Source organism: Streptomyces sp. MMG1533, from assembly GCF_001279775.1.
Classification (GTDB): domain Bacteria; phylum Actinomycetota; class Actinomycetes; order Streptomycetales; family Streptomycetaceae; genus Streptomyces.
In genome coordinates, this window is the sequence record NZ_LGDG01000028.1 from 21,638 (window position 1) to 41,264 (window position 19,627).

Genomic DNA, 19,627 nt, shown 5'->3' on the forward strand with positions numbered 1-19,627 from the left:
ACCTGCCCGGTTGATCGTTGCGGCACTACCGTCGGCCCCATGACGCACACACAGCGCTTCGAGGGGTACGGAGTTCTCGTCACCGGCGCCGCCAGAGGCATCGGAGCCGCCACCGCCCTGCGGTTCGCCGAAGAAGGGGCACAGGTCCTGGTCACCGACGTCGACCCGCCCGAGGCGGAGCGCACCGCCGCCGCTCTCCGCCGACAGGGGCTCGCGGCCCGGGCGTTCACGTGCGACGTGGCGGACCGGGCGTCCGTCGATGCGGCCGTCGCCCACGCCGTCACCGCCTTCGGCGGCCTCGACGTCCTGGTCAACAACGCCTGCAGGTGCACCCCCGACGCCCCGCTCTTCGAGGACGAGCCCGAGGAGGTGTGGGCCGGCGACCTGGACGTCACCCTGACCGGCGCATACCGCTGCGCCCGGGCGGCTCTTCCGCACCTCGCGGCCTCCGGACGCGGTGCCGTCGTCAACATCGGCTCCGTCAACGGCCTCCAGGACTTCGGCAACCACGCCTACAGCGCCGCCAAGGCCGGCCTCGGCTCCCTGACCCGCACCCTCGCCGGACACGCCGCCGCTCGCGGGGTCCGCGTCAACCTCGTCGCTCCGGGCACCGTACGCACGACCGCCTGGGAGGGCCGGGAGGACGAGCTGGACGCGGTGCGCGAGCTGTACCCCCTCGGCCGGGTCGGCGAACCGGAGGACATCGCGGCGGCCGTAGCCTTCCTGGCCTCGCGCGACGCGGCCTGGATCACCGGGACGACGCTCACCGTCGACGGCGGCCTCACCGCGGCCAACACGGGGTTCCGCCAGGCGATCGGACACCTTAGGAACGCTTAACGGTATCTGTAGATCTTTTCACTTGTCCTGCGGCGACGGTCTCGTGCAGCGTTCTTCCGTGCTGTCCGACTCCCCATGGCGTACCGCCGACTTCCGTAATCTGTTCGCCGCGACCACGCTCAGCCAGCTCGGCACGAACGTCACCTACGTCGCCGTCCCCTTGTTCGCCGTCGCCGCGCTCGACGCCGGCCCCGGCCAGGTCGGTGTCCTGGCCACGCTGAGCACCCTGGCGTTCCTGCTCATCGGGCTGCCTGCCGGGGCCTGGGTGGACCGGATGCGGCACCGCCGGGTACTCATCGGGGCGGACCTGGCCCGTGCGGTCCTGTTCGCCTCCGTCCCGCTCGCCTGGTGGGCGGACACCCTCACGCTCGGCCAGCTGTACGCCGTCGTCCTGCTGAACGGGTGCGCGACCGTCTTCTTCGACGTCACCTCACAGAGCACCCTGCCCCGACTGGTGGGCCACGGAGCCCTCGTGCGGGCGAACACCGCCATGGTCAGCCTCCAGGCGATGGGCAACGTCGCCGGACGCAGCGCCGGCGGTGCCCTCGTCCAGTTGCTCAGCGCACCCGTGGCGGTGTTCTGCGCGGCGGCCGCCCATCTCGCCTCGGCGCTCCAACTCACCTTCATCCGCCGCGAGGAGACCCCGCCCGGTCACCGCGCCGGGCACGCCGGACTGCGCGCCCAGATCGCCGAAGGCCTGCGGCATGTCTTCGGCAACCCGGAACTGCGTGCCCTCGCCCTCACCGCCGCCCTGACCAATCTGGGCATGCAGATCGTCAACACCATGCTGCCCATCCTCTTCGTCCGCGAACTCGGGCTCCCCGCCGGCGCGTTGGGCCTGTTCTGGGCGGCAGGCGGCCTGGGTCTGCTGCTCGGCGCCCGCTGCGCCCGAGCCGTCGCCGGGCGCCTGGGCCACGGCCGTACCCTCGGGCTGGCAGGAGTGTGTCTGGCGCCCGCCGGACTCCTGGTGCCGTTGATCGGCCACGGTCCCTGGCTGTGGATCGCCGGTGCGGGCTGGGTCCTCGCGCTGTTCAAGACGGGCATGGACAACGTTCTCGGCGTGAGCCTGCGCCAAGGGATGACGGCGGACGACCTGCTCGGTCGCATGAACGCCACGTTCCGGTTCGTTCTGTCGGGATCCCTCGCCGTCGGCGCCGCCGTGTCGGGCCTGATCGGTGAGCTGGCCGGCGTACGCCCGACGCTCTGGGTGGGCGGCGCGCTGCTGGCGACGGCGTTCCTGCCGGTCTACCTCTCCCCGGTCCGCACCCGCCGCGAACTCCCGACCCGGCAACAGACACCGACGTCGGAGAGCCGGCACCGAGGCGGTAGCGCTCGGCCCGCGGTGTGAGATGTCACCGTTTCGTCGCAACGTGAGCGGTGCTACAACCGATGGCGCCGGGCACCGGTCTAGCAGGCGAAGAACGTGAAACCGGATGAGCAAAACCGTGCAGATCCAGGCAAAAAGGAAGGTCCGTCATGGGGGACATACGCAGACGAGGCGCCGTCGCACTCGGGATCACCGGACTGGTGGCACCGCTCACGCTCGCGCTGGGCGCCACGCCCGCGCAGGCCGCGAGCTGTACCACGCAGACCGGCCCCTACCAGAAGCAGGTGGAGAAGTTCCTCGGCCGGCCGGTCGACGGCAAGCAGTCGGCCGCCGACTGCAAGGCCATCCAGGCCTTCCAGAACAAGCACGGCATCACGCCGAACGCCGGGTACGCGGGCCCCGTCACCTGGGGCGTGATGAACCTGATGCTGAAGCAGAAGGCCGTGGGAACCAACCCCAACAAAGACGGCAAGTGCCCGGTCAACAAGGGCCGCATCGCCTGCGTGAACCTGAGCCTTCAGCTGAGCTGGATCCAGGACGGCAAGAAGCTCGTCTACGGCCCCGTCCCGGTCCGCACCGGCCGTGACGGCTACGAGACCCGCACCGGCCTGAAGAAGATCTACTGGCGGGACATCGACCACGTCTCCAGCATCTACGACGTGCCGATGCCCTACAGCCAGTTCTTCGACGGCGGGCAGGCCTTCCACTCCGTCGGCCTCAGCATGTGGAACCCGCCCGGCTCGCACGGCTGCGTCAACATGACGACGACCACCGCCAAGAAGTACTGGTCGCTGCTGAAGAAGGGCGACGACGTCTTCGTGTACGGCCGCAAGCCGGGCACCTGACGCGGCTCAGGCACCCGGCCGTCACGGGACGCTCAGGCCCCCGGCGCGTCCCCGAAGTCCGGGATCTCCAGCCTGGCCCCGCCCTGCCGCGCGGAATCGTGCGCGACGATGCCCGGCAGGGTGTAGCGGGCGGCCACCCATGCGTTCACCGACGGCAGCGTTCGCGTGTTCACGGCCGTCACGAAGTCGTCCACCAGGAAGTGGTGGCTGCCCTCGTGACCGTTGTGCAGGTTGTCGAACTCCCGCGGCAGTCGCGCCCGGTCGTGCACCGGCGCCGACCCCGAGGTGAAGGCGGCCCGAAGATCCGGCGCGATGTGCTGAAGTGACGGATCGTCAGGGGACATCGTGGGCTTGGGCTCCAGCAGCTCGCTGATGTCCTGCACCCCGCTCTTGTCCTGCCACAGGGCGACCGTGGCGAGCTGCTCCATGCTCCCCTCCGTCCCGAAGAACCTAAAACGCGACTCCCTTATGTGGGAGGGATAGCCGACCCGCCGGAACTCGTTCGTACGGAACGACCCGCCGCCTGCCACCTCGAAGAGCGCGGTCGCGTTGGAGAGGTCGTTGCCGAACCGGCTGACCTCCTTGTCGAACACGCCGTCCCCGCGCTCGTCGACCACGCCGATCGCCGACACACTCACCGCGTGCGTCTGCCAGGCGCCCAGCACCCCGCCCACCGAGTGGGTCGGGTACAGCAGCGGGGGATAGCTGGCGGTCTCCTTCCAGTTCGCGCCGCCGCTGTACTGGTACGCCTCGTAGAACCCCAAGTCCATGTCATGGACGTAGTCGCCCTCGGCGTAGAAGATCCGGCCGAAGGCACCCTGCGCGATCTGGTTGCGGGCGTGCACGGTCGCGGGGTTGTACTGGCTGGTCTCGCCCATCATGTAGGTCAGACCGGTCGCCTTGACGGCGTCGATGATCGCCGCGATCTCCTCGGTGGTGACGGCCATGGGGACGGCGGAGTACACGTGCTTGCCGGCGTTCAGTCCCTGGACGACCAGCGGTCCGTGCGTCCAGCGCTGGGTGAAGATCGCGACCGCGTCGACGTCCTTCGACTCCAGCATGGCCTCGTACGAGGGAAAGGTGCCGGTGAGGCCTTCGGCGGCGGCGAGTTGCCCGGCCCGCTCGGCAAGGAGGTCGGTGACGTAGACATCGCTGACGCCGGGATGGGCCAGGAACAGCTTGGCGAACTGGCCCGAGAACTGTCCGGCGCCGACGATGCCGAGGGAGAACGTCATGTGGGGCGTGCCCTTCACTGGTGGCTTACTGGTCGAGGATCAGGTTGATCTGGTCGTTGGTCTCGTCGAGGCTGCTGACGGACTTGCCGTTGCCGAAGAGGTCCTGCATGGCCGGGTGCATCAACGCGTACACGTCGGCCGCGTAGTTGGTGATCGGATAGGAGAAGGTGGTGAAGTCCTTCTTGTCGGCGACCGGCTCGGTGAACGCCGAGACGTCGATGCCCTTCTTCTCGTACGCCGCGACCGCCGCCTTCGTGCCGTCGGGCGTGGCCGGGAAGACGATGCCGTAACTCCCCACCGTCTTCTGGCACTCGTTCGACGCCAGGTATTGCACCCACTTCTTCGCGCCCTGCTTGTTGTGGGCGTTCCTGGTGATCGAGTCGGCGAGGCCGTTCATCATCGTGGCGCGCTTGCCGGCCGGGCCGACGGGCGTGACGGCGGTGGCGATGTCCATGCCCTTGAAGCCGTCGTACGAGGAGATCATCCAGGCTCCGTCGAAGGCGGTGGCCGCCTTGCCCGCGGCGACCTGCGTGTTGGCCTGGTTGGACTGGGAGTTGTAGTCGGTGAAGGGCACCATGTAGCCCTTCTTCGCCAGGCCGAAGTACCACTTGATGACCGACTGGAAGGTCTTGCTGTCGTACTGGTACTTCGTGCCCCAGCGCTTCTTGTCGGTGTAGGTCCAGCCCGCGGAGGCGGTGAAGTTGCTCCACTGGGTCTGGCCGTCTCCGTCGCCGCCGCCGTTGGTGGCCAGGCCGTAGACCTTGACGTTGTTCTTGTCGAAGCCCGGTTCGTCGCCCCGCCTGCCCTTGTTGTCGACGGTCAGATGGGCGATGGCCTTCTCGAAGGTGCCGCCGTCCTTCGGGTTCCAGGCCAGGTCGCTGAGCTGGTCGGTGGTGAGGCCGGCGTCCTTCGCCATCTTCCGGTTGTAGAAGAGGGCGACGGTGTCCCAGTCCTTCGGGGCGCCGTAGCGGTGGCCGTCCTGGCCCATCCAGTTGGCGGCGAGCCCGGGCTGGTAGTCGGCGTCCTCGATACCGAGATCGTCGAGGGGTTCCAGGACGTCGAGGTCGGCGAACTGGCCGAACTTCTGGATGTGGTCGGTGAACACGTCCGGCTGGGTACCGGCGATGAAGCTCGCGGTCAGCTTGGTCCAGTAGTCGTCCCAGCCCATCTGGGTGAGTTTCACCTTCAGACCGGGGTTCTGCTTCTCGAAGTCCTTGGCGCACGCCTGGTAGGCGGGCAGCTGGTTGGCGTCCCACAGCCAGTACGTCACCGTGTTCGCCGATGCTCCGGTGCCGTCGCCCTTGGCGCATCCGCCGACCAGGGTGAGTGCCAGCGCCCCGGTCACGGCCACGACCGTACGTATCCGTGTGTGCAGCCGAATCCGCATGTCCGCCCCTTACTTGATTCCGGTGAAGCTGATGGAGCTGACGATGCGGCGCGCGAAGCACCCGAAGAGCACCAGCATCGGCAGGGCGGCGATGAGCGTGGCCGCCATCAGGCCCGACCAGTCGGTGCCGGTCTGCGGGGTCTGCGCACGGAAGACGGCCAGTGCGACGGTGAGCACGCGCGAGCTGTCGCTGTAGGACACCATCAGCGGCCAGAAGTAGTCGTTCCAGGAGGTGATGTACGTCAGCACGGCCAGGGTCAGCACCGGCGTGGACGCCATCGGCAGCAGCACCCGGAAGAAGATCCGCACCTTCCCGGCGCCGTCGAGCAGGGCGGCCTCCTCGACCTCCCTCGGGATGTTCATGAAGAACTGCCTCAGGAAGAACACCGCGAACGGCGTCATGAACAGAGTCGGCAGGGAGATCCCGAGCAGCGTGTCCACCAGGCCGAGTTCCTTGATGAGGACGAAGTTCGGCAGCAGCGTGAAGATGGTCGGCACCATGAGCCCGGCGAGGAACAGCGCGAACACCTTGTCCCGGCCGCGCCAGCGCAGCCGCGCGAAGGCGTAGGCGGCCATGGCGGAGAAGAAGATCTGACAGACGGTGACAAGGGTCGAGACGACCACCGAGTTGAGCAGATAGCGCCAGAACTTCAGTCCGCCGCCCGCACCGCCCTGGGCGATCGCCTCCTTGGTCGACTGGAGGCCGAGCGCTCGCTCGAAACCGCCGGTGGTCAGATCGACCGGCAGGGGGTCGGCCGGGTTGGCGGCGAGTCCGGCGTTCGAGGACAGCGCGGTGCGCAGGATCCAGTAGAACGGCAGCAGGGTGATGAGCACGATCGCGGTCATCACCGCCCAGGCCGCGATCCGCCCGAGGGAGGGCCGGCGCCTGAGGGGTCGTACGTGTGTCCGTGTCGTCGGGGAGGTCACGGTAGCCATGGCGAACTCCTTCCGCTCAGCCGAGGTCGGTCTGGCCGGCCCGGGTGAGCCGGTACTGGATGACGGTGATCGCGCTCAGGACCACGAGCAGGGCCACGGACATCGCGGAGGCGTAGCCGAACTGGAAGCGGCCGAAGGCGGCGCCGTAGATGTAGAACTGGAGCACGTTGGTGGCGTTCGCCGGTCCGCCGCCGGTCGTCACGGCCACCGTGTCGAACACCTGGAACGAACCGATCACCGTCATGATCAACACGACCGCCAGGACCGGTCGCAACAGGGGCATGGTGATCCGCAGGAACATCCGCCACTCGCCCGCGCCGTCCACCCTCGCGGCCTCGTACATGTCGCCAGGGATGGCCTGCAGGCCCGCGAAGAGCAGCAGGGCGGTGTAGCCGACGTGCCGCCACACGTTGATCAGAGCGATCGTCGGGATCGCCCACGTCTCGTCCGCCAGGAACGGGATCCGGTCGGCACCGACCGCCGAGATGATCTCGTTGCCGATCCCGAGCTGGGTGTCCAGGATCCAGAGCCAGACGATGCCGGCGACCACGTTCGACATCAGGTACGGCGTGAGCACGAGGCCGCGCAGCACGGCGGACTGCGTCAGCCGCTGCAGCAGTACGGCGATCGCGAGAGCCGAGACCGTCTGTATGCCGATGTTGATCAGCACGTACTCGACGGTGACCGTCAGGGAGTCCCAGAAGATCGGGTCGTGGACCATCCGGGCGTAGTTGTCGAGGCCCACCCACTCCGCCGGCGTGAGCAGGTTGAAGCGGGTGAAGCTCAGATAGATGCCCCGCAGCGTCGGCCAGAGCAGGAACACCACGAAGCCCAGCAGGGCCGGCGCGATGAACACCGCGGCCAGACGCCCGTCGCCCCGGTTCTCACCGGCTCCTGCCCGGTCCGCCCTCGGTTTGGTCCGTGCCCCCTCGGCGCTGCCCAGTGGCAGACGCGACGGAGGGCTGCTGGAGGCGATAGTCATCGGGAGACTCCCTCGTCTGCGGCGGCTCGTCCTCGGCCACTTACTTTTGTGGCGAAAGAATCCAGGCGTCAAGAGGTGTGCAAACATCTTTTCCGGGGCGGGCGAAGCGCCTTAGAATGGTCACGTTGTTTTTACAGCGAAAGAAATCTTTGTGGGAGTCTGACGTACATGACCGCAGGTGCCGCCAGCTGGCTTCCCCTGAGCTCCGGCGAACGCTCGGTGGCGATCGAGGTGCTCGTCCACGGTCCGCTGTCGCGCACCGACCTCGCCCGGCGGCTCGACCTCTCGGCGGGCAGCCTCACCCGGCTGACCAAGCCGCTCATCGAATCCGGCCTGCTGGTCGAGGTCCCCGAGGCGGGCACCCCGGCGGAGGTCCGCCAGGGGCGCCCCTCGCAGCCGCTCGACGTCGTCGCCGAGTCCCGCTCCTTCCTCGGCTTCAAGATCACCGAGGACATGGTCTACGGCGTCGTCACCACCCTTCGCAGTGACATCGTCGCCCGCCATGACCGGCCGCTCACCACCCACGACCCCGCCGAAGTCGCCGACCTGCTCGCCGAGATGACCGACGAACTCACCCGCAGCCACCCCCGGATCGCCGGCGTCGGCATCGGTGTCGGCGGCCTGGTCCAGGACCGGGCCGTGGTGGGGGAGTCCCCGTTCCTCCACTGGCGCGAGGTCCCGCTGGCCGCGCTCGTCGAGGAGCGCACCGGGCTGCCCGTGGTCGTCGAGAACGACGTCGCCGCCCTCGTCGAGGCCGAGACCTGGTTCGGCGCCGGCCGCGGCCTCGACCGGTTCGTCGTCCTCACCATCGGCGCCGGCATCGGCTACGGCCTCGTCCTGGGCGGCAAACGCGTGCCGTACGCGGAGGAGGACCGCGGCTTCGGCCGCCACTGGATCGTGAACCCCAACGGCCCCCTCACCCCCGACGGCGAACGCGGCAGCGCCGTCTCCCTGCTGACGATCGGCAACATCCGCTACCAGGTCCAGGCCGCCACCGGCCGCGACCACACCTACGAGGAGATCCTCGCGCTCGCCGCCGCCGGGGAGCCCCTGCCCGCCCGCGTCGTCGACGAGGCCGCGCGCGCCCTTGGCACCCTGGTCGCCCAGATCGCCAACTTCGCCATGCCGCAGAAGATCCTGCTCGCCGGTGAAGGCGTGGGGCTGATGGACGTGGCCGGCAAGACGGTCGAGGACACCATCCGCGCTCACCGGCACCCGCTGGCCGCCCCGATCGACCTGGAGACCAAGGTGTCCGACTTTCACGACTGGGCGCGCGGCGCCGCCGTGCTGGCGATCCGGGTGCTGGTGCTGGGGGCGGGCGAAGTGTGAGGTCCGCCACGGGGTTTGACACATGGACGTGATCAGCAACACGGTCCGTAATGTCCCATTAGCTCGTGATTACTCACATGGCCTTCACGTCCGGAGCCGTATGCTTCACATCATGTCCACCAGTGTTGAACCCGCTACCGAACGATCGGCTGACGAGGTCAACGAGGAGATCAGGGCCCTGTGGCTCCGGTCGGGCGGGACACTGAACGGCGAGCAGCGCGAGGAGTACCGGCGGCTCGTCATGGAGTGGGCCGCCGCGGCCCCGCAGCCGGCGGAAGCGGCCTGAACACTCCTCGAAGGCCCGCCACCGCTTCTTGATCCTCGACGCCCGGCCCGGTATCCCCAGGAACCGGCCGGGCATCGCTGTGCCCTCCGCGGGCGCCCCTGATCGAATGGGCCCTCAGGCCGTCCTCGGACTCGCCTTGCTGCACGAGAAGGTCACCCGCGGACAGGCGGCCGGTCTGCCGGGCGCTGCCGTGGCCACGGCAGCGCCGACCGCCGGATGGGGCCGGGCGGGTCACCCCCAGGTCGCCGAGTAGTACCGCCGGTACGCCTTGCGGTCCTGCTCCGCCCGGATGTACCGCGTGGCCACCAGCGCGATCAGGCTGCCCGCGATGACCAGCAACCCGGGACCGACGTTCCTGCTGTCCGTGAGCCGGGACAGCAGCGGCTCGCCCGCGGTGCCGCCCGCCACCGGAGCCGACGCCCCGGGCGCGGCCGCACCGGGGGCGATGGCGCTCTGCGTGGCCGAGGCCGACGGCGAGGGCGCCGCGCTGCCGCCCGCGGCAGGGGTCGCCACGAGCAACTGGACATCCAGGTCGGTCAGGGCCTTCGTCACCGGCTGGAAGAACGTCGTACCGCCCGACTGGCAGTCCCCGCTGCCGCCCGAGGTCACGCCGAGGGCGACCCCCTCGGAGAACAACGGCCCGCCGCTGTCGCCGGGTTCGGCGCACACGTTCGTCTCGATCAGGCCGGTGACCGTTCCCTCGGGGTAGTTCACCGTCGCGTTGAGCGCTGTCACCTGGCCGTCGCGCAGCCCGCTCGTACTGCCGCTGCGGAACACCCGCTGCCCGACGGACGGATCGGCCGCGCCCGTGATCTGCACGCCCTTGCCGTCACCGATGGCCACCACGGCGGCACCGTCGCCGGCCTTGCCGTCCGCGTACTGCACCAGGGAGAAGTCGTTGCCCGGGAAGCTCTGCGTGACCGTCTTGCCCACCTGCTCCGAGCCTCCGGTGTCCGCGAACCAGACGGAACCCGTGGGCCCGCAGTGCCCGGCGGTGAGGATGAAGTCCCGTTGCCCGTCGGTCACGTTGAAGCCGGCCGAACAGCGGCCGGCGGTCGACAGGATCGGCAGCGCGCCGTTGAGACGGGGCGTGAAGGTGCCCTCGGTGCGTTCCATACGGACGAACGTGCCGATACCGCCCGCGACCTTTGTCATCCGGGACCAGTCGTCGGCCGAGACGGTGCTGTCCCCTCGTACCACCACCTGGTTGGTCCGGTAGTCCATCGCCCAGGCCGTGCCGGTCACCCGGGGCGCCGAACGCAGCGTAGACGCAGCCGACTTGAGCTCGTTCATGCTGTGCGACACGACCTTCGCCTCGGCGCCCGCCCGCCGGACCTCGGCGGCGGCCTCCTTGTCGGTGACCGCGACGACCGGCCGGCCGTCGTCACCGATCCAGGTGCCCGCCGTGCGGGAGTTCCCGAGCCGCGAGACGAGCGCTGTCCCGGTGTCCGCGGGCTGCGAGGCGTACGTCCGCGGGACGGCGGAGCCGTCGGGAGGCTCGCTCGCCATGGCCCGTGTGACCATCGTGCCTCCGAGGAGGAGTCCGCCGACGGCCGCCAGCCGTGTCACTCGCCGGAGGACCCGTCGTCGTGCGTGCCTCATGCATGGCTCCCGAACCCGAACTCGCGGTGTCAACACCACGGGGCCCTCCGGTCGTTGAGCGCCCACCATCCATACGTGGCCGGAGACCGGCATGTTCACGGCACGAGTGATCTCTCCGAATCCGCCGAGGCCGGAGTCCTCCCCGACGGGCCTCCACCGGCGTCACCGGCGTCAACGTGCGGAGGGGACGCCGGAGTCGACCGGTGTGCCACCCGGCGTCGACCGGAGCCGCGCCCAACTGGGCTCGTCCCCCCAGACGGACGCCGGGTCGACGTAGGGGCGCAGCAGCGCGGTGAGCACGGGATCGCCGCGTCCGTTCAGCTCGTCCGAGGCGATCTTGCGGGCGATGCCGGCGAGGAAGTCGGCGAGCTGCACCCGCGGATCCTCCCGGGCGACCACGAGCCGAAACCCGTCGAGGCCGGCCCCGGCCCGCCGGGCCGTCTCCTCGATCCACGCGATGCGCTCCGGCGTCAGCATGTTCTGCCGGTCGTGCACCAGCCGGACGGACCGGCCGCCCCCGCTCCAGTGCGCGGCCGTGGCGACGATGGCGGGCAGCAGGGGATTGAGGACCGGGATCAGTGTGGGCCCGCCGCTGACGCCCGCCCGGTAGGCGTCGGCGCGGAGCCGGGCGGCCGAGAGACGATCGAGGATGCCCGACACGGGCGTACCGGAATGCGCGCGCCGCAGGCTGTCCACCTCCTGGAAGAAGGCGTCGACGGGCTCCTGCGGCTCGCCGTCGTTCCTGACCCGCAGCAGTTGGTTGGCCGCCGCGAGGAACACCCGCCACCGCTCGTCCCCGAAGGCCCGCCGCCCCTCCCGGAACAGCGTGAGGGCCTGCGCCGATGCGTCGTCGAGCAGCAGGTCGACGGCCCGGTCCACGACGAAGAACGCCTTCTCGGTGAGATGCACGTGCGCGTGCCCGTGGATCGGGCCGGCGGGTGCGAGCAGCCACTCCAGTACGGCCCGGTGCTTCTCCCGCAGCAGATGGTTCGCCTTGTACTCCTCGGCGGGCGAGCGGATCCGGCCCCGGATCTCCTGCACATGCCCGGCGGCGGACTCCACGGACAGCCGCACACTCGCGTGCGCGAACACGTCGGTGTTCCCGCCGGTGAGGTTCTCGCCGTCCGACCCCGACTCGTCGCAGGCGACCTCCAGGACGCCCACCCCGCCGACGGACACCGGACGCGCTGCCCGCACCCCGTCCTCACGATTCCCGGTCACACCACAGCCCCCTATCTTGTGCCCCATGACCAGGATCCCGCACGACTCGTCCGGTGAACCGAATCCCCTGCACGCACTCACCCTCGACCGCCTCCGATGCCGTACGAGCATGAAGTGGCGCACCTACCCCGACGACGTCCTTCCGCTGTGGGTCGCCGAGATGGACGTCCCGCTCGCCGGGGCCGTGGTCCGCGCGGCGACCGACGCCCTCGCACTCGGCGACACCGGCTACCCGGCGGGCACCGCGTACGCCGAGGCGCTCGCCGCCTTCGCCGGGAAGCGGTGGGGCTGGGACGGGCTCGCGGTGGAACGCACCGCGATCGTTCCGGACGTGATGCTCGGGGTGGTCGAAATGATCAGACTGGTCACCGGACCCGGTGACCCGGTCGTCGTCAACCCGCCCGTGTACCCGCCGTTCTTCCAGTTCATCGAGCACATGGACCGGCAGGTGGCCGAAGCCCCGCTCGGCCCGGACGGGCGCCTCGACCTCGGCATCCTGGAGGACACCTTCCGGCAGGCCGTCTCGGGCGGTCGCCGGGCCGCCCACCTCCTGTGCAGCCCGCACAACCCGACCGGCACCGTGCACTCCGCCGACGAACTGGCCGCCGTCGCCGCCCTCGCCGAGCGGTACGGCGTGCGCGTCGTCGCCGACGAGATCCACGCGCCGCTGGTTGCCGGGGGCGTGGACTTCGTGCCCTACCTGAGCGTGCCGGGCGGCGAGCGGGGACTGTCCCTCATGTCGGCGTCCAAGGCGTGGAACCTCGCCGGTCTCAAGGCCGCGCTCGCCGTCGCGGGCCCCGCGGCCGCAGCCGACCTCGCGCGGCTGCCCGAGGAGGTCGGCCACGGCCCGAGCCACGTCGGCGTCATCGCCCACACGGCCGCCCTGCGCGACGGCACCGCCTGGCTGGACGCCCTGCTCAACGGCCTCGACGACAACCGGCTCCTGCTCGCCGACCTGCTGGCCGAACACCTGCCCGCGATCGTGTACCGCCCCGGCGAGGCCACGTACCTGGCCTGGCTCGACTGCCGTGCGCTCGGCCTCGGCGACGATCCGGCGGACGTCTTCCTGCGCCGCGGCCGGGTGGCACTCAGCTCGGGGCTCCCTTTCCGCACCGGCGGGGCCGGTCACGTACGCCTGAATCTGGCGACTTCGCCGGAGATCCTCGAAGAGGGCGTACGGCGGATGGCCGCGGCGCTGACGTGACCACGCGCGGCTGCGGGGGTGCTGCGGATCGCCCGGTGCTGCGCTCCACCTCCTCCCGTCCGGTGCGATTGCCTAGACTGCCCGCCATGGACGACACGGCGCTGGAGCGGCTCGCTGCGGGCAAGTACCTGCTGATCACCAGCTATCGGAAGAACGGCACCGCAGTCGCCACCCCGGTGTGGGTGGTCCGCGACGGGGACGCGCTCGGTGCCTGGTCGGCCGCCGACGCCTGGAAGGTGAAGCGGATCCGGGCGCGTGGTGACGTCCTGGTCGGCCCCTGCGACCTGCGCGGCAACCCGACCGGCGACCAGGTGCCCGCCACCGCCGAGATCTGCGACCCGGAGACGACCGCCCGCTACCGGCGGCTGCTCGCCCGCAAGTACGGCATCCTCGGCCGCCTCACCCTCCTCGGCAGCCGACTGCGCCGCGGACTGGACGGGACCGTCGGGATCCGCGTGACACTCTGACGATCGGGGGCACGGACCACACGGCCCGTGCCCCCGATCGCGAGACGGCTTACGGCGCGTCCAGCACCGTGCCCGTCAGCACCGGACGGCCGGGCAGCGGCTCGGCGTCGAAGTCGGTCAGCGCGAGACGCAGGGACTCGGTCGGCTCGGCCACCTGGTCCCGTACGGTCCGCACGTCGAAGTCGACGCCGGTGCTCCCGGCCGGGATGTCCAGCCACACCCACAGGTCGGCCCCGGACAGCGGGCGCTCCGGGTCGGGCGAGGCACCGGAGTATTCCAGGAGCCACTGCGGGTCCACGTCCTTGGTGGACAACTCGGCACCCTCGGAGACCGGAAGCACCCGCACCGGCTGCCAGATATCCACGGCGGCGGGCTCGGCCAGGGACATCCGCCAGGTCAGCGTCTCCCCTTCGGTCACCCGGTCCACGACCGGCGTCAGGGTGATCACGGGCTCGGGGTCGTCGTTCTCCGCGGTGACGCCACCCCGGTGCGAGCCGACCACCGCGTTGCGTACCGCCTTCACGACGATGTCGTGCTGCACGTCGTAGGAGAACGCCGTGTCGCCCTTCACTTCGACCGGTACGTCGATGGCGTTGCTGCCGGGCCGTACCGTCACCAGCTGGTCCGTGCCGAGGCCGGTGTCCGGGTCGAGGACGTACACGCGGACCTGGCCGCTGCCGCGGCCGGAGATCTCGACCGGGACCCGGTAGGTGCGGGTGCCGGAGTCGCCCTCCTTGACGATCGTGCGGCCGACGTCGACGCGCGGCAGCGCCGCCGCCTGCACCGCCGGAGTACCGGGGGCCCAGCCCCACGCGTCCATCAGCCAGGCCTGCCCGGACTGCGAACGCGGCGTCAGCTCAAGGGACTTGACGTGCTTCAGGTCGAGACCGGCCCGGCTGGCCGCGGCCAGCGGCACGCGGACCTCGCGCGCCCAGTAGGAGGCGGTGCGGTCGCTGCCCGGCAGCCCGTCCACCTGGACCCGGCCGAGCTCGGCCCGGCGACCGGTGGAGTCGGTGACGGAGACGTCGAGCTTCGTGCCGGTCGTGTTAGGCGGCACGAACACCCGCAGCGCCAGGTCCTTGGAACCGGCGAGGGAGAGCGGCGCGGCGGGGCTGACGCGCGCCGCCGTACCCGGCGCCGACCACTTCAGCGCGACCGCGCGGCGGCCGGCCTCCCGTCCCGTGTCCCACCAGGCGAAGTGCGGCGAGGACCCGGCGGCCTCGGGGTCCAGGCAGGCGACGGCCGGGTCGGGGTCGACGGCCGAACACAACCGGGCGCCGGTCACCGTCAACGGGCCGTCCGGCAGGAACCCGGCACTCCGGCGAGCGCCGACCGCGTGGGTCAGGACGCGGGCGGGGTCGGCGGAGGGAGCCCGCTTGCCCGAGCCGTCGAGCAGCGGACGCACACGGTCGTCCCCGCCGACGAACAACCGGGCAGCGGCAGCGATGTAGGTGGCCCCCGCCTGATGCTGCTGGTCGGCGGCCAGCCGGGTCGGGGTACCCGCGGAGCACACCGGGTCCGGCTGTTCCTCGTCCTCCCAGAAGTCGTCCCAGGCGGGCGCCTCGGACTGGCCCGGCGTCCACTCGCTGTTGAAGTAGTTGTGGTTGGCGCCGACCACGTAGACGGCACTGTGCAGCGCGGTGCCCCGACTGATCCCGCGCGTCCCGTCGGCGTACACCTCGCCCTGGAGGTCGGACACGTCGCCGTCGCAGCCCGGCAGGATCGTCACCGACGGCACGTCCGCGACCGGATTCTGGCCGAAGATCGTCGGTCCGATGAGCACCGTGCCGCGCACCTTCCAGCGCACCGGGCCCCGATAGCCGTCCTGGGCCGCGGGCGGCGGGTAGAGGCTGTCCATGGCGGCCCGGTTCACGCCCTCGCCGCCGCGGGAGTGGCCGACGAGCAGGACGCGGGAGAGGTCCGCCTTCGGCGCCTTGCGTACGGCGGCCGGGGCGGTGGACCGGTGGGCGGACCAGCCGGCCCAGCGGGCGAGATGCTGCCGCACCAGGGACGAACGCGCCTGCGCGCCGCCGTCCTCGGCCGTCCAGTCCTGGCCGTTGATGCCGTTCGCGGAGATCGACACCGTCACATAGCCCTGGGAGGCCAGGAGCTTCTGGTCGCGCAGGTAGCCCTTGTGGCTGGGGATCGGCTCGGTGCCGGCCGGGCAGGGCCAGTCACCGGTCACGTCGTCCTCGGCGCCGGGCTTGTAGCAGGTGGAGTGGCGGCCGTGCAGGAACAGTGCGAGCGGGCGACTGCCGGTGGCACCCTGCGGGGCCACCACCTCGGCACGCATCTCGACCGGGGCGGAGAAGCCGGGCAGTTTCACCGGGGCGAGGTCGTATTCGCCGATGACCGTGCGGTACGAGCCCGGTCGCCCGGGGTCGACGCCGCCCGCCGGCAGCGGGGCCGGCGGCTGCGCGGCCGCACGGGAATCCCGCTCGCGGGGCCGGTCGGTGCCACCGGTCGACGTCGTATCCAACCGGCGCCCGCCGGCCAGCACTTGAAGGTCCGTCAGTTGCTCCGAGCGGGCCTCGCCGAGGTCCAGCCGGAACGTCCGGCCGTCCTTGCCGGCCTTCGGAACCCCGAGCAGCCGACCCTCGGCATGGAACTCGACACGAGCGTCTCCCATGGGCACGGGCTTCGGCGCACGCCAGACCAGCTCATGCGCGGCACCCTCCCCGGTGAGCCGCCAGCCCGGCGGGAGCTCGCCGTCGGCTTTCGCGGTCGACGGCCGTGCTTCTGGTGGCTGTTGGGCCTGTGCCGGTCCGGGCGATCCCGCCAGGGCCGCCAGCACCGCCACGGCGGTCACACATATTCGCCGGGCACGGATCAATGGTCCCCTCCTCAAAACCCAAGCGCAGGCGTCCCGTTGGTCCCGGGGGCCTCTCGCGTCACAAAGGACGGGAAGTACAGGGCTGTGGGTTGTCTGTGAAGCGGAACCGACCGGTGCCGAGCGACGCGATCGAGCCACCCGGAACACGGAGGACTAGCCGGACCCAGGGCGGGGGAAGCGCTTTCCATGAGCCGAACCGCCCACCACCGCGCGGCCGTCGTCGGCACCGGCCACCGCGCCCGGATGTTCACCCGGGCCCTCGCCGAACGCCCCCACCACCGCGTCGCCGCCCTCTGCGACCCCAGCCCGACCCGGATGGCCTTCCACAACCGGCTGCTCACCGAGGCCGGCGAACCCGCCGCCACCCAGTGGGAACCCGACCACTTCACCGACATGCTCGCCAAGGAGGACATCGACGAGGTCGTCGTCACCACCGTCGACGCCGAGCACGACCGTTACATCGTCCCGGCCCTGAGGGCCGGCTGCCGGGTGGTCACCGAGAAGCCGATGACCGTCGACGCCGAACGCTGCGCGCGCATCCTCGACACGGTCCGCGCCACCGGCAACACCCTGACCGTCGCTTTCAACTACCGCTTCAACCCGGCCCACGAGAAGGTCCGCGCCCTGCTCGCCGACGGCGCGATCGGCGAGATCCTGTCCGTCCACTTCGAGTGGCTGCTCGACGTACGGCACGGCGCCGACTACTTCCGCCGCTGGCACCGCGAGAAGCGGCACAGCGGCGGCCTCATGGTGCACAAGGCCGGCCACCACTTCGACCTGGTCAACTGGTGGCTCGCCGACCATCCGCAGGAGGTCTTCGGCTACGGACGGCTCGCCTTCTACGGCCGTGAGGCGGGCGAACGCCACGGACTGCGCCGCCACTACGACCGCGCCCACGGCGCCGCCCCGGCCGCGGACGACCCCTTCGCCCTGGACCTCGCGGCCGACGACACCCTGCGCGCCCTCTATCTGGACGCCGAGCAGGACGACGGCTACGTCCGCGACCGCAACGTCTTCGACGGCCCCGTCACCATCGAGGACGACATGGCGGTCCTCGTCCGCTACGCCCGCGGCGCGACGATGACGTACCACCTGACCGCCTACTCCCCGTGGGAGGGCTACCGTGTCATGTTCAACGGCAGCGCCGGCCGGCTGGAGCTCGAGGTGGAGGAGAGCCGTTGGCAGCCTCCTCGGATCCGGATCACCTCCGGCAGCGGCGCGCTGCACGGCGACACGGCCGCCGAGAACGCGGGTGGTGCGCGGCTCACCCTCCGCCCGCTGTGGCGGCCCCCGGTCGACGTCCCGCTCGAAACCGCTCACGAGGCCCACGGCGGGGGTGACCCGCGCATGCTCGACGCGCTCTTCGGGACCGTGGACGAGAGTGCGCCGGCGGACACCGGTGCCGAGGGACACCCCACGGCCACCGAACGCGACGGCGCACTCGCGCTGGCGGTCGGGCTCGCCGCCAACCGGTGCTTCGAATCGGGGCGACCGGTGGGGGTGCGGGAGCTGATACCCGGGGTGTGGGAGCGGTGAGGTGCGGGGCCCGGCGGGTGGTGAGGCCGACTCGGCGGGGGAGGGGTACGGGGTTGTCCAGCCGCCGCCGGCGTCGGTTGCCGTCCCGTCAGCTCCAGGCGCGATAGGGCTCGTCGATCAGCTGGAAGACCGGCTCGCCCCGCACCGGGTCCTTCGCGGTGGAGAGCCGGACCCGGTCCCCGCTGTGGATGCCGACGGGCGGGCCCATGACCCGGCCCCGCACGACGAAGCCCTCGGCCATCTCGATCAGGGACACGTTCCGCGCGGCGGGGGTGTTGCGGTGCACCACCGTGGAGTGACGGACCGTCCCGGCGCCCTCGCTGCGCTCCGTCCGCAGGTCGCTGCCCTGGCAGACCGGACACAGCAGCCGGTGGTACATGGCGGTGCCGCACCAGGTGCAGCGCTGGAAGAGGATGGCGTCCGTGTCCGCGCTCCGGCGATCCGGAGCCCCGGGATCCAGGACGCCCGTCGCGAAGCCCGCTGTCTGACGAACAACGCTTCCTGAGGGGTGGTACACGCTGGTCAACTCCCTGCGCTCGGCCGGAATCCCGCGTGCGCGGGTCACCGTGCACGCACGTGCCCGGTTCGCCGTGCCACCGTGCACGCCAACAGAGTATGGCACTGAGTGCCACTCGTAAAGGCACTCCGTACCCCTGATCTCGGAGCCTGGGTGGACGTCCGTCTCCGGCTGCCGGGTTCAGTCGCGCCCGAGCGTCGTCTCGATCTCCTGGACGACCCGCCACAGGGGTGCCCCGCGCCGGGAGACCACGACCACCACGTCCTCGGGCTGCTCGCCGGCGAGGGACGCGGGAGGGCTGCCGAAGGCGGACTGCACGTATCCGAGGGCCCGGTCGACCGTGGTGTCGGCGTCCGCCTGTCCGTCCGAACGCAGCCAGGAACGCAGCGCGTTGTTGTGTGCCGCGACCACGGCGGCGGCGATCACGTCGGCCTGCAGGGTGCCGTCGCGCCGTTCGGCGAAACGGCCCCGCAGATATTCGGCAAGGGCCCGCTCGTAGCGCCACACCACGGACAGCTCGTACGCGCGCAGGCCCGGCACCTTCTTGGTGAGGCGGTAGCGCTGAACGGAGAACGTCGGGTTCTCGGCGTACATCCGAAGTACCAGCCGAGCCGCGTCGCAGACCCGGCCCACCGGTTCGTCCCCTGCGTCGCCGGCGGCCAGGAACTCCGTCATGTCGGACAGGCATCGCTCGTGGTCGGGGAAGACCACGTCCTCCTTGGAGGGGAAATACCGGAAGAAGGACCGCCGCCCGACCCCGGCCAGCGCCACGATGTCGTCGACCGTGGTCTGCTCGTATCCCCGCTCCAGGAACAGCCGGAAAGCCGCCGCGACCAGCGCGTCCCGCATGGGCGGCTTCGCGGCCGCCGCCTCCGCCTTCTCGCCGCGACGGGGCGCCGCGCTGCTGGAGCTCATGGACGGGAAAGTAGCACCTGACCGGGGCCGATGGCACTCAGTGCATCATTTGGGGGGAACTGAGTGCTCTCTCCCTGCTCACCGTGTTCCCCCGTGCTCGCCGTCCGCGCTGACCGAATCATGCTCCTCCGATCGCGCTGCCCGCCTTCCTTTCCCCGGACACCGGTC

At 70.8% G+C, this 19,627-nt stretch carries 18 protein-coding genes; 9 read left to right on the forward strand and 9 right to left on the reverse strand.

All coding sequences use genetic code 11. The features are described from left to right. The first annotated feature begins 39 nt into the window (after window positions 1-39). The 3 genes from ADK57_RS05850 (at window position 40) to ADK57_RS05860 (ending at window position 3,009) form a co-directional block, all read left to right on the forward strand. Window positions 40-837 carry an SDR family NAD(P)-dependent oxidoreductase gene (locus ADK57_RS05850; protein ID WP_053748258.1) on the forward strand — a complete coding sequence of 266 codons (798 nt, stop codon included), beginning with the start codon at window positions 40-42 and terminating at the stop codon, window positions 835-837. A gap of 58 nt (window positions 838-895) precedes the next feature. Further along, window positions 896-2,185, forward strand: coding sequence for an MFS transporter (locus ADK57_RS05855; RefSeq protein ID WP_053748363.1), 1,290 nt, complete (start codon window positions 896-898; stop codon window positions 2,183-2,185). A gap of 128 nt (window positions 2,186-2,313) precedes the next feature. Further along, window positions 2,314-3,009 (forward strand): L,D-transpeptidase family protein, encoded by a 696-nt coding sequence (locus ADK57_RS05860; RefSeq protein ID WP_053748259.1) that lies wholly within the window; start codon window positions 2,314-2,316, stop codon window positions 3,007-3,009. 32 nt (window positions 3,010-3,041) lie between these two features. Here the strand turns inward: ADK57_RS05860 and ADK57_RS05865 are convergent, their stop codons facing one another. The 4 genes from ADK57_RS05865 to ADK57_RS05880 are packed head-to-tail and all read right to left on the reverse strand — an operon-like array spanning window position 3,042 to window position 7,549. Further along, window positions 3,042-4,244, reverse strand: a complete 1,203-nt coding sequence (locus ADK57_RS05865; protein WP_053748260.1) for a Gfo/Idh/MocA family protein — start codon at window positions 4,242-4,244, stop codon at window positions 3,042-3,044. A gap of 25 nt (window positions 4,245-4,269) precedes the next feature. Then, window positions 4,270-5,631 (reverse strand): ABC transporter substrate-binding protein, encoded by a 1,362-nt coding sequence (locus ADK57_RS05870; protein WP_053748261.1) that lies wholly within the window; start codon window positions 5,629-5,631, stop codon window positions 4,270-4,272. A gap of 9 nt (window positions 5,632-5,640) precedes the next feature. Continuing rightward, window positions 5,641-6,567, reverse strand: a complete 927-nt coding sequence (locus ADK57_RS05875; RefSeq protein ID WP_053748262.1) for a carbohydrate ABC transporter permease — start codon at window positions 6,565-6,567, stop codon at window positions 5,641-5,643. Window positions 6,568-6,583: 16 nt separating this feature from the next. After that, window positions 6,584-7,549 carry a carbohydrate ABC transporter permease gene (locus ADK57_RS05880; protein ID WP_053748263.1) on the reverse strand — a complete coding sequence of 322 codons (966 nt, stop codon included), beginning with the start codon at window positions 7,547-7,549 and terminating at the stop codon, window positions 6,584-6,586. 168 nt (window positions 7,550-7,717) lie between these two features. Here ADK57_RS05880 and ADK57_RS05885 point away from each other — a divergent pair, with 168 nt between their 5' ends. From ADK57_RS05885 to ADK57_RS49800, 3 genes are all read left to right on the forward strand, one after another. Beyond that, the gene (locus tag ADK57_RS05885) at window positions 7,718-8,878 is read left to right on the forward strand and encodes an ROK family transcriptional regulator (RefSeq protein WP_053748264.1); all 1,161 of its coding nucleotides are present in this window, start codon (window positions 7,718-7,720) and stop codon (window positions 8,876-8,878) included. Window positions 8,879-8,978: 100 nt separating this feature from the next. Further along, complete coding sequence (locus ADK57_RS05890) at window positions 8,979-9,164, forward strand: hypothetical protein (RefSeq protein ID WP_053748265.1); 186 nt, start codon at window positions 8,979-8,981, stop codon at window positions 9,162-9,164. A gap of 106 nt (window positions 9,165-9,270) precedes the next feature. Next, window positions 9,271-9,417, forward strand: coding sequence for a hypothetical protein (locus ADK57_RS49800; protein WP_159050017.1), 147 nt, complete (start codon window positions 9,271-9,273; stop codon window positions 9,415-9,417). Here ADK57_RS49800 and ADK57_RS05895 read toward each other — a convergent pair. Together ADK57_RS05895 and ADK57_RS05900 are read right to left on the reverse strand one after the other, a co-directional pair. Continuing rightward, window positions 9,396-10,766: a S1 family peptidase gene (locus tag ADK57_RS05895; RefSeq protein ID WP_053748266.1), complete on the reverse strand. Its 1,371-nt coding sequence runs from the start codon at window positions 10,764-10,766 to the stop codon at window positions 9,396-9,398. The genes ADK57_RS49800 and ADK57_RS05895 overlap by 22 nt on opposite strands. Window positions 10,767-10,937: 171 nt before the next feature. Next, window positions 10,938-11,987 carry a hypothetical protein gene (locus ADK57_RS05900; protein ID WP_053748267.1) on the reverse strand — a complete coding sequence of 350 codons (1,050 nt, stop codon included), beginning with the start codon at window positions 11,985-11,987 and terminating at the stop codon, window positions 10,938-10,940. A gap of 25 nt (window positions 11,988-12,012) precedes the next feature. On the opposite strand from ADK57_RS05900, the gene ADK57_RS05905 reads away from it, so the two are divergent. Both ADK57_RS05905 and ADK57_RS05910 read left to right on the forward strand, forming a co-directional pair. Then, window positions 12,013-13,191: a MalY/PatB family protein gene (locus tag ADK57_RS05905; RefSeq protein ID WP_053748268.1), complete on the forward strand. Its 1,179-nt coding sequence runs from the start codon at window positions 12,013-12,015 to the stop codon at window positions 13,189-13,191. 86 nt (window positions 13,192-13,277) lie between these two features. After that, the gene (locus tag ADK57_RS05910; protein ID WP_053748269.1) at window positions 13,278-13,658 is read left to right on the forward strand and encodes a PPOX class F420-dependent oxidoreductase; all 381 of its coding nucleotides are present in this window, start codon (window positions 13,278-13,280) and stop codon (window positions 13,656-13,658) included. Window positions 13,659-13,707: 49 nt separating this feature from the next. Here ADK57_RS05910 and ADK57_RS05915 read toward each other — a convergent pair whose 3' ends face one another. Next, window positions 13,708-16,491, reverse strand: a complete 2,784-nt coding sequence (locus tag ADK57_RS05915; protein ID WP_053748270.1) for a hypothetical protein — start codon at window positions 16,489-16,491, stop codon at window positions 13,708-13,710. A gap of 186 nt (window positions 16,492-16,677) precedes the next feature. Here ADK57_RS05915 and ADK57_RS05920 point away from each other — a divergent pair, with 186 nt between their 5' ends. Then, a complete protein-coding gene (locus tag ADK57_RS05920; RefSeq protein WP_053748271.1) occupies window positions 16,678-18,027 on the forward strand; it encodes a Gfo/Idh/MocA family protein in 1,350 nt (449 codons plus the stop codon). Window positions 18,028-18,115: 88 nt separating this feature from the next. Here ADK57_RS05920 and ADK57_RS05925 read toward each other — a convergent pair whose 3' ends face one another. Together ADK57_RS05925 and ADK57_RS05930 are read right to left on the reverse strand one after the other, a co-directional pair. Next, complete coding sequence (locus ADK57_RS05925; protein ID WP_053748272.1) at window positions 18,116-18,544, reverse strand: Zn-ribbon domain-containing OB-fold protein; 429 nt, start codon at window positions 18,542-18,544, stop codon at window positions 18,116-18,118. 180 nt (window positions 18,545-18,724) lie between these two features. Further along, window positions 18,725-19,459 carry a TetR family transcriptional regulator gene (locus ADK57_RS05930; protein ID WP_053748273.1) on the reverse strand — a complete coding sequence of 245 codons (735 nt, stop codon included), beginning with the start codon at window positions 19,457-19,459 and terminating at the stop codon, window positions 18,725-18,727. Window positions 19,460-19,627: the final 168 nt, after the last annotated feature.